General features: G+C 37.2%; 15 protein-coding genes. 12 read left to right on the forward strand and 3 right to left on the reverse strand.

The features are described 5' to 3' along the window. The first annotated feature begins 36 nt into the window (after window positions 1-36). Together RM706_RS11515 and RM706_RS11520 are read left to right on the forward strand one after the other, a co-directional pair. Complete coding sequence (locus RM706_RS11515) at window positions 37-531, forward strand: hypothetical protein (RefSeq protein ID WP_311351606.1); 495 nt, start codon at window positions 37-39, stop codon at window positions 529-531. A 92-nt stretch (window positions 532-623) separates the two neighbouring features. Further along, window positions 624-1,739, forward strand: coding sequence for a DUF4369 domain-containing protein (locus RM706_RS11520; RefSeq protein WP_311351608.1), 1,116 nt, complete (start codon window positions 624-626; stop codon window positions 1,737-1,739). A gap of 23 nt (window positions 1,740-1,762) precedes the next feature. Here RM706_RS11520 and RM706_RS11525 read toward each other — a convergent pair whose 3' ends face one another. Then, a complete protein-coding gene (locus RM706_RS11525; RefSeq protein WP_311351610.1) occupies window positions 1,763-3,397 on the reverse strand; it encodes an LVIVD repeat-containing protein in 1,635 nt (544 codons plus the stop codon). Between the two features lie 149 nt (window positions 3,398-3,546). Next, complete coding sequence (locus RM706_RS11530) at window positions 3,547-4,197, reverse strand: rhomboid family intramembrane serine protease (RefSeq protein ID WP_311351611.1); 651 nt, start codon at window positions 4,195-4,197, stop codon at window positions 3,547-3,549. A 53-nt stretch (window positions 4,198-4,250) separates the two neighbouring features. On the opposite strand from RM706_RS11530, the gene RM706_RS11535 reads away from it, so the two are divergent. The 4 genes from RM706_RS11535 to RM706_RS11550 all read left to right on the forward strand — a co-directional run bounded on the left by RM706_RS11535 (window position 4,251) and on the right by RM706_RS11550 (window position 8,306). Then, a complete protein-coding gene (locus RM706_RS11535; RefSeq protein ID WP_311351614.1) occupies window positions 4,251-5,156 on the forward strand; it encodes a lysophospholipid acyltransferase family protein in 906 nt (301 codons plus the stop codon). 71 nt (window positions 5,157-5,227) lie between these two features. Beyond that, the gene (locus RM706_RS11540; RefSeq protein ID WP_311351616.1) at window positions 5,228-6,007 is read left to right on the forward strand and encodes an alpha/beta fold hydrolase; all 780 of its coding nucleotides are present in this window, start codon (window positions 5,228-5,230) and stop codon (window positions 6,005-6,007) included. Between the two features lie 68 nt (window positions 6,008-6,075). Further along, complete coding sequence (locus RM706_RS11545; protein ID WP_311351618.1) at window positions 6,076-7,743, forward strand: formate--tetrahydrofolate ligase; 1,668 nt, start codon at window positions 6,076-6,078, stop codon at window positions 7,741-7,743. Between the two features lie 32 nt (window positions 7,744-7,775). Then, window positions 7,776-8,306, forward strand: coding sequence for a nuclear transport factor 2 family protein (locus RM706_RS11550; RefSeq protein ID WP_311351620.1), 531 nt, complete (start codon window positions 7,776-7,778; stop codon window positions 8,304-8,306). 1 nt (window position 8,307) lies between these two features. Here RM706_RS11550 and glmM read toward each other — a convergent pair whose 3' ends face one another. Further along, window positions 8,308-9,696 carry a phosphoglucosamine mutase gene (gene glmM / locus RM706_RS11555; protein WP_311351622.1) on the reverse strand — a complete coding sequence of 463 codons (1,389 nt, stop codon included), beginning with the start codon at window positions 9,694-9,696 and terminating at the stop codon, window positions 8,308-8,310. A gap of 72 nt (window positions 9,697-9,768) precedes the next feature. Between glmM and RM706_RS11560 the strand changes: the two genes are divergently transcribed. From RM706_RS11560 to RM706_RS11585, 6 genes are read left to right on the forward strand one after another with little or no spacing between them, the layout of a single operon-like run. Next, entirely contained in the window at window positions 9,769-10,362 is a 594-nt protein-coding gene (locus RM706_RS11560) for an acyl carrier protein phosphodiesterase (protein ID WP_311351624.1), read from the forward strand. Beyond that, complete coding sequence (gene ggt, locus RM706_RS11565) at window positions 10,350-12,032, forward strand: gamma-glutamyltransferase (RefSeq protein WP_311351626.1); 1,683 nt, start codon at window positions 10,350-10,352, stop codon at window positions 12,030-12,032. The genes RM706_RS11560 and ggt overlap by 13 nt, the downstream gene beginning before the upstream one ends. 30 nt (window positions 12,033-12,062) lie before the next feature. After that, complete coding sequence (locus RM706_RS11570) at window positions 12,063-12,977, forward strand: ATP-grasp domain-containing protein (protein WP_311351629.1); 915 nt, start codon at window positions 12,063-12,065, stop codon at window positions 12,975-12,977. After that, window positions 12,974-13,255 (forward strand): hypothetical protein, encoded by a 282-nt coding sequence (locus RM706_RS11575; RefSeq protein ID WP_311351631.1) that lies wholly within the window; start codon window positions 12,974-12,976, stop codon window positions 13,253-13,255. Before RM706_RS11570 ends, RM706_RS11575 begins: the two co-directional genes overlap by 4 nt. A 41-nt stretch (window positions 13,256-13,296) precedes the next feature. Next, entirely contained in the window at window positions 13,297-13,677 is a 381-nt protein-coding gene (locus RM706_RS11580) for a hypothetical protein (RefSeq protein WP_311351633.1), read from the forward strand. After that, entirely contained in the window at window positions 13,670-14,827 is a 1,158-nt protein-coding gene (locus tag RM706_RS11585; protein ID WP_311351635.1) for an LLM class flavin-dependent oxidoreductase, read from the forward strand. The genes RM706_RS11580 and RM706_RS11585 overlap by 8 nt, the downstream gene beginning before the upstream one ends. Window positions 14,828-14,892 lie beyond the last annotated feature (65 nt).

A 14,892-nucleotide genomic window follows, 5' to 3' on the forward strand; every position in this document is an offset into this window, starting at 1 on the left:
AAAGCTATTCTTAATTTTCAATTTAAAGAACAACTTATGAAGATTACCACAATTTTTACCTGTCTTTTAGTATTTGCAACAATGGGTGTTACAGCTCAGAGTATTTCTGAACACACCTTAGGTCTTCGTTTAGGCGATAGTGATGGTTTTGGAGCTGAAATATCGTATCAAAAATCCATTGGGAGATATAATAGGGCAGAGTTCAATCTTGGTTGGAGAGATAGTCGAGAATTTGACGCTTTTAAACTTGCGGGAGTATATCAATGGGTACGCAATATTGATGGCGGATTCAATTGGTATTATGGTTTCGGAGGTGGAGTAGGCAATTCTGATTTTGAACCAGTACCCAACAGAGATCGCGATGATGGTTTGTTTGTCTTTGCAGCTGGTAATTTAGGAATTGAATATGACTTTGATATTCCATTATTAATTTCATTGGATATTAGACCAGAAATAGGCCTCTTGGGTTTTAATGAGTTTGATAATGATTTCTTATTTGATATCGCTCTAGGTTTGCGCTATCAATTCTAAAAATCACAAAATTTCAATTTAAAAAGTGTTTGAACTTTCAAGCACTTTTTTTTTGCTCATCAATATCGCTACCTTTGGGAAAAATTAATTTCATGATAAGAAAGTTATCAATTTTTTCATTGTTCGCACTTCTAATAGTCGCATGTAATTCAAATCCAAGTGGCTATACTATTGATGGAGAACTTAGAGGTGAACTGGAAAATGGCACTCAAGTATTTTTAAAAACAACGGATTCTCTTGCAAGAGGATTAATCGATATTGATACAACTACTATTGAAAACAATCAATTTACCTTTACTGGTGAAATAGATGAATTAGGGGTTCATTACTTGTTTTTTGATGGGGTTCAAGGTAATGCGCCACTGATTTTAGAAAATGGCACAATATCCTTTAAAGCTCAAAAAGACAGTCTAGCTTTTTCAAAAGTAAAAGGAACTGCACAAAATGATATGTTCATGGAGTTTTTAGTGGAATCAAGAAGGCTGAGATCTATGTCAAAATCCATGAACGACGAATTTTCAAAAGCCAGGATGGCAAAAGATACAGCTAATATGGAGGCTTTAAGGGCAGAATACCTTGATTTTCAGGAAGAGGCGAAGTCTTATGAAATCGACTTTATAGAAGAGAATCCAAGCGCACTAATCGCAGTCTTGATTCTAGAGCGCATAATAGCCACTAAAACATTGCCTTTAAATGAAGTAGAATCACTTTATGGTGCATTGGCGCCAGAGATAAAGGCTACAGAACCAGGAAAACGTGTTGAAGAAGAATTAAAAAAAGCTAAGGGAACCGCTATTGGATCTCAAGCACCTGAATTTTCAGGACCAACCCCTAGCGGTGAACTATTGGCATTGAATGATGTTAAAGGAAAACTGACCCTCATTGATTTTTGGGCTGCATGGTGCAAGCCTTGTCGTGCTGAAAACCCAAATATTGTCTCCGTTTACGAAAAATATAAAGACAAGGGATTGAATGTGGTAAGTGTTTCATTGGACCGAAAAGAAGAAGATTGGCTTAAAGCAATTGAAGCCGATGGCTTAGAATGGAACCATATTAGTAACCTGCAGTATTTTAAGGGACCAATTGCACAATTGTACAATATAAACGCTATACCAGCGGCATTTCTTTTGGATGAAAATGGGGTAATTGTTGCCAAAGACCTAAGAGGACCAGCTTTGGAGCAGAAAGTATCTGAATTACTTAATTAAGCTGAGTGTTTTATATATTTTATCTAAAATTTATCCTGAATATCATCAAAGCTTCCAAGTACATTAGCACTGGCTGCACTATCGACATCTCCAAAAATATTTACACGAGAGTTCTCGCCAACAAACTCTATAGTAGCATTGTCTTCAAGGATTAAATCACCGTAAACGGTAAGGTTTCCTTCGATTCGTAAAGTTGCGTTTTCTCCAACAGTAAGATTTCTTCTTCTATTGTTTCTAGCAACAATAAACGTACCTCGCATTTCGAAAAGAGCATTGTCAAAAACATCAACTTCTAGGTTCACCGTCCAAGTACCACATAACAACAACTCACCAGCAACATCAATAGTTCTAAAACGCTTAGATCCACTATAGGCAAGCGTTTGAGATGCCGTTACATTTAGAGTGTTACTCCCAGAATAAGTTGGTGTTCCTGAACACTTAGCTGCTAAGTCCTCAGATGGCTTGTTCATTTTAATGATTTGAAGTCCTTCACGACCTGACGCTGCAAAAATATAATCGCCTCTAGAGGCTACATAATTAATAGAGCCATCCAATTCTATTACACCAACTGTACTTAAAGTGCCATTATTATCTTCTGATAGACATAAACCACCTCCGCCATTGGCCATCAAAATCGCTCCTTCATTAAATGCGGTTGCATTAGTTACAATATCACTTTCAGCGACATTTGCAGGGTTTACCGTTATCGGAATATATTCTTGAAAAGTCCCCGTGGCAATATCATAAATTCCAGCCCCATTCTCTCCTTCAGAGACAACAACTTTATCACCCATAAGGTCCAATGTTCTTTTATCGGCAACTCTAAAATCTGAATCTATTTGTATTTGTGAAGTTTCTTCCAGTTGTGCATTCAGAATACGTACACCGATACTCGCATCTAAAACCAAATATTTACCATCTTTAATGACTACTGAACGTAAATCTTCAAAAGGTGCTTCATTGATAATCTCAAGACTGTTTTTATCAAATTCGGTGACATAACCATCTTTACCGCTTGTTACAAACAAGCTGTTACCGCTGACAAGAGCATCGTTTGCATTAAAACCTTCTTGATAATTGTAGGCCAAATCAGAAGTATTAAATCGACCGTTATTTATGGCTACTTTAATTATTACAGAGTTTGCTGTCGCCAGAGCTGATTTTTCAGCATCCATACCTCCTACGATATATCCATAACCGTTATCATAATGGATAGCATTTAAGTCTTTGTCATAAGAATATGCTCTACCTGTAAGACGAGGGGAAGCCGGATCGCTAATGTTTACCACATCGACTGCTCCTTTATAATCCGCTCCAGGAGTATTGTATGAGATGTATGCAAAATCACCATCTAAATGCACATCTGTAGCAGTTAAATTCTCTCCTCCTCTAAAAGAAGGCGGAGAAACCTGTGCGACCAATGATAAAGGATAATCCCCTGCCTGTTCATTTACGAATCGACCTTGAATTGCTCCTTCTCTAGCATCTTCATATATTTCCATCACGCCACTTTTATCGTAAACAATACTGTTGGTCAAAACTGAAGCATCGATTTCATTATCAAAATTAGTAGATTCTTCTTCAAATATTGTAGTGCTATCTGAACATGAAAAAATAAATAACGAAATGAGAAGGGAATAAAGTAAAATTCTTTTCATGGGGGTAGGTCTTTAATTAGTTTGGTTTTGGTTAAACGACGTAAAAACCTACATCTTATATGAATAGTACTATAAATTCGATGAAATACATCAATTCATTGAAATATTCTAAATAAATAAGAATATTCTTACAAAATATGTTAATGATTTTAGATTTTCCCTAATTTTTCTAAAATGAAAAGAATTATAATTGGAACAGCTAGTAACACAACTACCAAGGTATCTGTACTCAATAAACTTGGCATAAATAAAAGTGTTACCGCATAACCGCCAATGGCACCACCAAAGTGGGCCGTATGTCCAATATTTCCCAGTCGCTTTTTCATTCCATAAATTGAATATAAGAGATACCCAATACCTAATACATAAGCAGGTAAAGGAATTGGAATAAAGAATAAGGCTAAGGTCATATTAGGGTTTAATAAAATTGCAGAATACAAAACCCCAGTAACTGCGCCACTTGCACCTACAGCACTATAGTAGGGTTCATCTTTATGAAAAAATAAGGCCAATAAACTTCCAGCTAGTAAACTTATCAAATATAAAATCAAGAATTTAGAGGGACCAAACCAAGAAATTACTACATCGGCAAAAAAGTATAAAGTGAACATGTTAAAGAGCAAGTGTGAAAAATCAACATGCAAGAAGCCTGATGTTATTGTGCGTTCTCTTTGACCTGCTTTAATTCCACCAATACTAAACTTATACCGCTCAAAAAAAGTGGTGTCACTAAACCCACGTAAAGAAACCAAAATATTGGCAGCAATTATGGCAATTGTAGCGACATGTAAATTGTACATACAAGAGTAAGTTTGGTTTCAAATATAGCTATATTTGTGCATACGATTTTTACATGCAGTTGCTAGTTTACCTATTGGTTTATCCCCTTCTTTGGGTCATTTCTAAACTTCCTTTTCGACTCTTATATCTTATTGCAGATGGTGTTTATTACCTTTTGTATTATATAATTGGTTATCGGAAAAAAGTAGTCTACAATAATCTGGCTTTGGTTTTCCCAGAAAAAACAGAATTGGAGCTAATCAATATCCAAAAGAAATTTTATCGACACCTGTGCGATATGTTTTTGGAAATGATTAAAACAATCGGGATAACAAACAGCGAAGTCAGTAAAAGATATGTTTTTACCAACATTGAACTCTATCACAGATTAGAAAAGGAAAATAAGAATACAATTATAATGCTTCCGCATTATGCAAGTTGGGAATGGGTTTTTTCATTAAACGCGCAGAACAATTCCAAAGGATATGGAATTTACCTGAAAATACAAAACAAATACTTCGACAAACTAGTGCGTGATATTAGAAGTAAGTTCGGAACCACTTTAATAGTAACCAATGAAAGTCGAAAAATCATTAAAGACGCCAAGGCAAAAAAATCATTATTTTCAGTCGGCATCATTAGCGATCAGTCCCCGATGTTAAATCGGGCGCGACATTGGGCAAAGTTCATGGGCATCATGGTACCTGTTCACATTGGCGGAGAAGAACTGGCCAAGCAACACAATTTAGCACCGCTCTATTTAAAAGTCAAAAAAGTAAAACGTGGCTATTATGAGGCCACGTTTAAATTACTCGCTGAAGATATTAATAACACTCCTAATTATCATATAACGGATGCTTTTTTACGAGAAACCGAAAAATCAATAAGGGAGGCTCCAGAATATTATTTCTGGACGCATAGAAGATGGAAGCATCGAAATGATGTTCCGACTGAGTATAAAAGCACAGCTGCTAAATGAAGTTTAAAAAGCGTTATTTCATTTATTTTTTTCTAATAAGCTATCTGATATTTGCCCATTCATGTATGACAATGCGTACTTCAGTTAAAAAAACTGAAGAATATTTTTCTGAAAAAGAAGTTGTCTATGAAAACAAAACTGTTAACCTACAAGATGATAATCTTCATTACATAAAAACTGGACAAGATTCAAAGCAAACATTGGTTTTTGTACATGGTTCACCAGGAAGTTGGGATGCTTGGAAAGCCTATTTGACAGATTCAATTTTATTGCAAAACTTTAGAATGGTTGCCGTTGATAGGCCCGGGTTTGGGCATAGTGATTTTAGATCAAGTTTGGCTCTTGAACCACAAGCTGACCTACTGAATTCACTAGTAAAAAAAATAGATAATGGCCAACCCATTACGCTAATTGGGCATTCATACGGTGGACCATTGATTGTAAAAATGGGATTGAAACAACCAACTTTGTATGAAAATTTAATGATTTTGGCAGGTGCGTTGGACCCCGCAGCTGAAAAACCAGAAAAATGGAGAAAACCTTTGACATGGGTGCCTTTAAAGTATTTGGTCCCAGGCGCATTAAAGCCATCAAATGATGAGCTTTGGATGTTGAAGGATGACTTAATGGCAATGAAACCCGAATTAGCTTCTCTTTCGCAAAATGTCATGATTATACATGGTGCCGCCGATAAACTAGTACCTTATCAAAATGTCGATTTCATGCAAAATGAGTTTACTAATGTAAATTCTATTGAGACCATAAGTCTTGAAAATGAGAGACACTTTATTGTCTGGGATAGGGAAAAACTCATTAAGAAAACCTTATTGGAATGGCTGCTAAAAGATTAAGACAATACCTCTTTTCCAACAAACAATAGGATGATATTTTGTACATTGACCATTCTATTCTTTATACCATGAATGACCTTCAAATAGCGCGTAGAGTTGCTCTAAAACCTATTACCAAAATTGCCAAAAAACTTGATATTAGAGAAGAGGCTTTAGAACCTTACGGAAAATACAAAGCCAAACTACCACTATCACTAATTGATAAGAAAAAAGCAAACAGGGCTAATCTCATTTTAGTTTCTGCAATCTCCCCCACTCCAGCCGGAGAAGGAAAGACGACCATGTCTATTGGATTGACTGAAGGCTTAAACCGATTAGGCAAAAAAACAACCGTTGTTTTAAGAGAACCGTCTTTAGGCCCTGTATTTGGTATAAAGGGCGGTGCCACAGGTGGAGGTTACTCTCAAGTATTGCCCATGGAAGATATCAATCTTCATTTTACTGGTGATTTTGCAGCCATTGAAAAAGCTCACAACTTACTTTCTGCCCTAATAGACAATAATATTCAGAGCAAAACCAATTCTTTGAATCTTGACCCGAGAACAATTTCATGGAAGCGCGTGGTAGATATGAACGATAGATCGCTCAGGCAAATAATCGTTGGCCTTGGCGGAACCGGCTATGGAATTCCCAGGGAGACTGGATTTGATATCACAGCAGCATCTGAAATTATGGCAATTTTGTGTTTAGCAGAAGACCTCATGGACTTAAAAAAACGACTGGGCAACATTTTCATTGGCTATACTTTCGATAAATCCCCTATCTACGCAAGAGATTTAAAAGCTGAAGGAGCAATGACCGCTCTATTAAAAGATGCAGTACAACCGAATCTAGTTCAGACCATTGAAGGTAATCCAGCGATAATTCATGGTGGGCCCTTTGCAAACATTGCACAAGGGACAAATTCTGTGATTGCCACCCGTATGGGTATGACATTTTCAGATTATGTGGTCACTGAAGCCGGTTTTGGATTTGACCTAGGCGCAGAAAAATTCTTTGACATCAAATGCCAAAGTGCTGGGTTATCGCCAAAAGCTGTGGTCTTAACGACTACGATTCGTGCTTTAAAATATCATGGTGGTTCGCCTTTGAGTGATTTAAAGACTGTCGATACTCAAGCCCTGTTAAAAGGCATTCCTAACTTAGAGAAACATGTTGAAAACATTAAGCAATTTAATGTAAGGCCCGTAATTTCAATTAACAGGTTTCTTACCGATGCGGATGAAGAAATTAAAATTATCCAAGATGTCGCAAAAAGGCTTGAGGTTGACGTGGCCATTGCAAATGTTTGGGAAAAAGGCGGAGAAGGTGCTCTAGAGTTAGCTAAAAAAGTCATCGATATTGCAGAAAACGCATCAGAAGATTTTACTCCCATGTATGAATGGAAATCATCGGTAAAAGAGAAAATTGAAACTATTGCCACCAAAATCTATGGTGCAAAACATGTGGATTATTCGGTTCAGGCCAAAAGAGACCTTAAAAAGATCAATGACTTAGGCCTTGAACACTTGGCCATTTGTATTGCCAAGACACAAAAATCACTTTCAGACAACCCCAAATTATTAGGAAGACCGAAAGACTTTATCATTACGGTTCGCGAAATTGAAATCGCGGCTGGAGCAGGTTTTCTAGTCCCAATCACGGGAAACATTATGCGGATGCCTGGCTTACCAGCTCATCCTGCATCTGAAAATATCGATATTGATGAAAATGGGGTAATTAGCGGATTATTCTAAATCTCTGAAAAGAGTGTAATTAAATCACTATCATGAGAACATTTTTATTCCTTGTACTTCTCCCAATATCTTTGATTTTGCAATCGCAAAAGCGAGAAATATCGAAAACTCTTGTTGATTCCATTAAGGTGGATGTTTGGATTCCTTTTATGGAATCATATGCAGAATTGGATTCAGAAAAACTGAAATCCATCCATACCACAGATATTTTTAGGGTAACCACCGACAACAACACGGTTAAATCTGGTCTGCCTTATCTTGATGAATTCGGTGGGTTCTTGAACCAAGTTGAAAAAGATGGTGGGCAGTTAGGTATTGCCTTCTCCCTATTGACAACTGCCATTAACGATATTGGGGATTTAGTCTATCAAACTGGTTATTATGAGTTTAGCAGTAAAAACAAAAATGACGAAAATTTAGTAGTAAGAGGTTACGGGAAATTTAATATAGGATTGAGGAAAATTGATGGTACATGGAAGTTGTTTCTTGATGTCGATAAAAGAATCGACATTTCCAAGAATGAATTCGAAAACCAGAAAATTGTTTATCGCTTGGGCAAATAATTTATATTCCTGCAACCGCATTGATCTCTCCAATAATCGCATCTGCCAATCCATCAGCTTCTTGTTGACTCTTTGCTTCGGTATAAATTCTAATAATAGGCTCTGTGTTTGATTTACGCAAATGCACCCAATTTTCCGCAAAATCTATTTTTACTCCATCAATGGTTGAAAGATCTTCATTTTCATACTTTTTAGCCATTGCAGTAAGAATTCCGTCAACATCCAATTCCGGAGTTAATTGAATTTTCTTTTTGCTCATAAAGTAACTAGGGTAGCTCGCACGCAAATCTGCAACGGTACCTCCATTTTCTGCCATCAGCATTAAAAACAAGGCTGTTCCTACCAAAGAATCACGGCCATAATGACTTTCAGGGTAAATAATACCGCCATTTCCTTCACCTCCAATTACGGCATTGTTAGCTTTCATTTTGGTCACCACATTTACCTCACCTACCGCAGCAGCTTCATAAGTGCCGCCGTGCTTTTGGGTAATATCCCTAAGTGCTCTCGAAGAAGATAAGTTAGAAACAGTGTCCCCTTTTGTTTTTCCTAAGACATAATCAGCACAAGCAACAAGTGTATATTCTTCGCCAAACATTTCGCCATCATTACTAATAAAAGCCAATCGGTCCACGTCAGGATCTACGACGATACCAAAATCAGCGTTTTCTTTAACGACTAAATCACATATATCACCTAAATGTTCCTTTAAAGGCTCTGGATTATGCGGAAAATGCCCTGTTGGTTCACAATAGAGTTCTACGACCTCAACACCTAGTTCTTTTAGTAATTTAGGAATAGCAATTCCCCCTGTAGAATTGACACCATCAACCACCACTTTGAATTTCTTTTCACGAATGACATCTGCATTTACTAATGACAAGTCTAATACCTCATCAATATGAACATCTATATAAGCATCGTTTTTAGTAATAATGCCCAAATCATCAACTTCTGCAAAATCAAAATCTTCCTTCTCGGCCAACTCTAAAATAATTGCTCCTTGAGCCGCATCTAAAAATTCCCCTTTTTCATTCAATAACTTTAGAGCGTTCCATTGTTTTGGATTATGGCTTGCGGTCAAGATAATTCCACCATCAGCTTTTTCTAAAGGAACAGCAATCTCCACGGTGGGCGTGGTCGAAAGTCCCAAATCAATAATATCAATTCCTAATCCAATAAAAGTAGAAACTACTAAATTTTGAATCATTTCGCCAGATAATCTAGCATCACGACCAATAACTACAGTTAGTTTGTCTTTATTCGCGTAGCCTTTAAGCCAAGTGCCGTAAGATGCCGCAAACTTCACTGCATCAATGGGTGTTAGGTTATTGCCAGTAGTGCCTCCAATAGTTCCTCGGATTCCTGAAATTGATTTTATTAGTGCCATATTGTTTAAAAAGTTTTTGCAAATATAGATTGATGGTTCTTAATTCGTGTTTCGAATTTGTAAATTGAGTCAATGAATTTTTTGGCTCATATTTATCTCTCATTTGATAATCCTGAGATTACGCTTGGTAATTTTTTTGCCGACCACATAAGAGGTAATAAATACAAACATTTACCGGATACCGTTCAAAAGGGCATTCTATTGCATCGTGAGATTGACACTTATACCGATGCCCATTCTATTCCTAAAAAGAGTAGTAAACGATTGCATAAGAACTATAGCCATTACAGTCGTGTTATTGTTGATATTTTCTACGACCATTTCTTAGCCAAAAATTGGAACAGATACTCTAACGTGCCTTTAGACAACTATGTTGACGCTTTTTACGATTTATTGGAAGATAATTATGAAATCCTTCCATTAGGAACGAAACGTATGATGCCCTATATGATTGCCGATAATTGGTTGTACAATTACGCAAACTTAGCCGGTATTTCAAGAGTGCTGGATGGAATGAACCGCAGAACAAAAAACAAATCAAAAATGAATTTTGCCATTGTTGACTTAGAAGAGCACTATTCAGATTTTGAGAACGAGTTTACCGCTTTTTTTGAAGAATTAATTACCTTTTCCAAACATAAATATAACTCACTATGCGAAAACTAATACTATTTTTATTTTTAATTCCCTTTATCAATTGTAAAAAGGCTCCCGTAATTCCAACCGGAGAAATAGCCGAAAAGGCTATGGTAGTTTCCGCAAGGGAAGAAGCTTCTAAAATTGGCGTTGAAATCATGCAAAAAGGAGGAAATGCCTTTGATGCAATGGTTGCCACTGAAATGGCACTAGCTGTGGCATTTCCTTTTGCAGGTAATTTAGGTGGTGGTGGTTTTATAGTTTATCGTAAAGCGGATGGTGCTATTGGTGGGCTAGATTATCGTGAAAAAGCCCCTTTATCAGCACATAGAGATATGTATTTAGATTCTTTAGGTGAAGTAATTCCGAATATGAGTACCGTTGGCGCTACCGCAATAGGGGTGCCAGGTACAGTTGCAGGAATAATCGAAGTCCATAAAAAACACGGTTCCTTGACCTTGGAAGAAATTTTACAGCCCGTTATAGATTTGGCGAACAAAGGCGTTATAGTCACAGAAAAACAGGCCAAGCGCATAGAGAGTTACAAAGAACGTTTTATTGAGGTCAACGGGGATAGCACTAAATTTGCACAAGGGTTTCAACCTGGTGACACCATAAAGTATCCAGAATTGGCAAAAACGCTTACCAAAATAATGAATGAGGGACGTGATGGCTTTTATAAAGGCGAAACTGCTCAAAAATTGGCTTCATTCATTCAAGAAAAAGGAGGCTTTATAACAGAAGAAGATCTAGAAAAGTATAAAGCAAAATGGCGTGAACCCGTCACCTTTACGTATAAAGATTTGAAGATTATTTCTATGAGCCCTCCAAGCAGTGGTGGTGTGACCATGAATCAAATGTTTAAAATGATGGAATCACATGACATTGGTCAATATGATCATAACTCTGCCGAGGCTATCCAACTTTTTACCGAAGCGGCAAGAAGAGCCTACGCGGATAGAAATTATTTCTTAGGAGATCCTGATTTTACCGATATACCCCTAGATGAGCTATTGAACCAATCGTATTTGGAGGAGCGTTTTTCCGATTTTTCTTTTGATAAAGCGACTTCTTCAGATAGCGTTTCAAATGGTAATGTGGAAATCGTGGAAAGTACGGAAACCACCCACTACTCTATTGTTGATAGCAAAGGAAATGCCGTTTCTGCTACAACCACGCTGAATGGCGGTTACGGCTCAAAACTGTATTCCGAAGAATTAGGCATCTTTTTAAACAACGAAATGGATGATTTTAGCGCTAAAGCCGGTGTTCCCAATATGTTCGGACTAATTGGTGCTGAGGCCAATAGTATCGAACCAGAAAAAAGAATGTTGAGCTCTATGACACCGACAATTGTCGAAAAAGATGGTTCACTTTATATGGTTGTAGGTACTCCTGGGGGTTCTACGATTATAAATTTTGTGGCCCAAACCATACTAAATGTACACGAGTTTGATTTGAGCATGCAAGATGCGGTCAATGCCCCACGTTTTCACCATCAATGGCTACCTGACATCATCATGTTCGAAACTGTTGGTTTTTCTGATGAGCTTAAGACCACCTTAAAGCAAAAAGGGTATAATATTTTTGAAGGCCCAGCACGTATTGGTGGCAAAGTAGATGCTATAAAAGTATTACCTGATGGTCGTTTAGAAGGCGGTGCTGATAAAAGAGGAGATGACAAAGCAGTCGGATACTAAGCCATCTTCACCAATATAGTTTCCAATTCAATGTTCGATATTACAATTCTTACAGAATCTAAGTATATTAATCCTGAAGAAATTAATGCTTATAATCGCAATATACTTCTAGAAGACAAATTGTTAGAAGATGCCTTTAAGATAATAGGTTTAAGGGTAATTCGTGTAGCTTGGAATGACCCCTATTTTGATTGGACTTCTACAAAATACGCCCTTTTCAGAACTACTTGGGATTATTTTGAACACTATGATAAGTTTAATAATTGGGTAGAAAAAACTTCCCAACAAACCACTTTTATTAATTCAAAGTCATTAATTGGTTGGAATATTGACAAGCACTATCTTCAGGAATTAAGGGCTAAAGGTATTCACATTCCAAAAACACTGTTCGTTGAACCTGATGAAAAGCTAAGTCTTTTACAGGCCATTCAAAAAGCTATGGAAGAATTTGAATTCAATTCTGATGAATTCGTGTTAAAACCCTGCATTGCTGCTGGGGCGAGACATACCTACAAATTCCATTATTCTGAATGGAAAAAACATGATGCTATTTTTCAAGAACTCATTTCTAAAGAAACCATAATGCTTCAAGAATTTCAAAAAAACATTGTTGATCAAGGTGAAATTTCCATGATGCTTTTTAATGGTCAGTTCACTCATGCGGTTATCAAAAAAGCAAAAAAAGGTGATTTTAGGGTTCAAGACGATTACGGTGGTACCGTTGCGCTGTACCAATCTACTAAAGAACAAATTGATTTTGCGGAATCAGTCGTCAACGCTTGTCCAGAAAAACCCATCTATGCGCGAGTTGATATTTTCAAGGACAATGAAGAAAATCTTGCATTAGCCGAATTAGAAATTTTTGAACCAGAGTTATGGTTTAGATTGTACCCTAAAGCTGTCAACATATTTGCCATGTGCATTAAGGAAAAGTTGTTTGCATGAAGAGGTTCTTAAAAATTACGAGCTTAGTATTGGGTTTAGGGATACTGTTCTTTCTCCTATTTGCATGGGTCAAAAGCGAACCTTTACCTGAAGGAAATAAGGGTCCAGAAGCTGATGCGCTTGCTCAAAAAATGCTTGCCACCATTAATATGGAACGCTATAAAAACACGCGCTTTCTAGAATGGACCTTTAGAAGTGGCGCAAACCATTTTTTTTGGGATAAGGTCTTGGGAATTTGCAAGGTTAAATGGGATGGTTATGAGGTAGCTTTAATCTAAATAGTCCCAACAAAAGCAAAGTGTTCAAAAATGGCTCAGTATTGACAAAAAATAAAAAGAAGAACATCATTAAAAAAGCCCTAAAATATTTTAATAATGATTCTTTTTGGTTGGTAGCACCATATAAGGTCTTTGATAAAGGAACGGAGAGAAGTATAGTTGATTTAGAGGATGGTAGCAAAGGCTTGTTGGTCACCTATACCTCAGGTGGTGATACTCCCGGAGATAGTTATCTATGGATTTTAAATGAAAATGGATTTCCGAACAGTTATAAAATGTGGGTTTCTACAATTCCTATCGGCGGTATTGAGGCGAGCTGGGATGATTGGGTAGTAGTGGAAAGTGGTGCTTTTCTACCAAAATCACATGAATTTGGACCTATAAAATTGGAAATGGGTCAGGTAAAAGGATACAATGAGTAAAATTAAAATTACTTCAGAAGACTTAGAGGGTACTGAAATTTCATGGTTTGCTCCGATATGCAATGGAGACTTTGAATATATGGGTCAGTTTGATGACCATTTAAAAAGCAATTGGAAAAACACTTCTGCCATTGTCAAAACAGCTGATAAATTAGGGTATCGGAATATGCTATGCCCAAGTTCGTATCAAGTTGGGCAAGACACCATGACTTTCGCTTCTGCAATAGCACCTAAAACTAAAAATATTAACCTGTTAGCTGCCATACGCTGTGGCGAAGTCTATCCACCAATGCTTGCGCGAGCCATTGCAACCTTAGATCATATTCTTGAAGGCCGTTTGACCATTAACATTATTTCTTCCAATTTACCTGGTGAAGATTTAGATTCGACCAATAGATACCAGCGCTCAAAAGAAGTAATTCAAATTTTAAAACAAGCCTGGACTCAAGAAGAAATTAATTTCGAAGGTGATTTTTACAGTCTTAATGGCTTAAAAACCGATCCCATTAAACCCTATCAGCAGAACGGAGGGCCACTACTCTATTTTGGAGGGTACTCTCCTGCAGGTGTTACACTTTGTGCAGAATATTGCGATGTCTATTTAATGTGGCCCGAAAGCAAGTCAAGGCTTCAAGAGCTCATGCAAAATATGAGCGATAAAGCAGCTGAAAAAGGGCGTACTGTAGATTTTGGCTTGCGTATTCATATGATTGTTAGAGAAACCGAAGAAGAGGCCAAAGCACATGCCAAAAAAATCATGTCAAAAATTGATTCACAATCAGGTGATAAAATCCGTGATAGAGCTTTGGACTCAAAGTCCTTAGGTGTCGCTAGACAAGCTGAAATGCGTAACTCGGCGGACATGGATGGATTTATAGAACCCAATTTATGGACAGGCATTGGTAAAGCTCGTTCTGGTTGTGGGGCTGCTTTGGTCGGTAATCCTGATCAGATATATGAAAAAATTCAAGGATATATTGCTATGGGTATACGGAGCTTTATCTTCTCAGGTTATCCGCATTATGAAGAATGTCGACTATTCGCTAAACATGTTTTGCCTAGGTTAAAAACTGTTTCCTTGCCTGAGGCCTATGGTAGAAGACCGAAAACTGCTCCTTCAACGCCCTTGGCAAATGGAAAAAGAAAATAAACTGCCTCGGGTCAAACCCTTGAGGCATTGAAAGGAACTTTAATTAAGATTTCGACACAAGTGTC

It is taken from the genome of Croceitalea rosinachiae, assembly GCF_031846445.1.
In the GTDB taxonomy this organism is placed as follows: domain Bacteria; phylum Bacteroidota; class Bacteroidia; order Flavobacteriales; family Flavobacteriaceae; genus Croceitalea; species Croceitalea rosinachiae.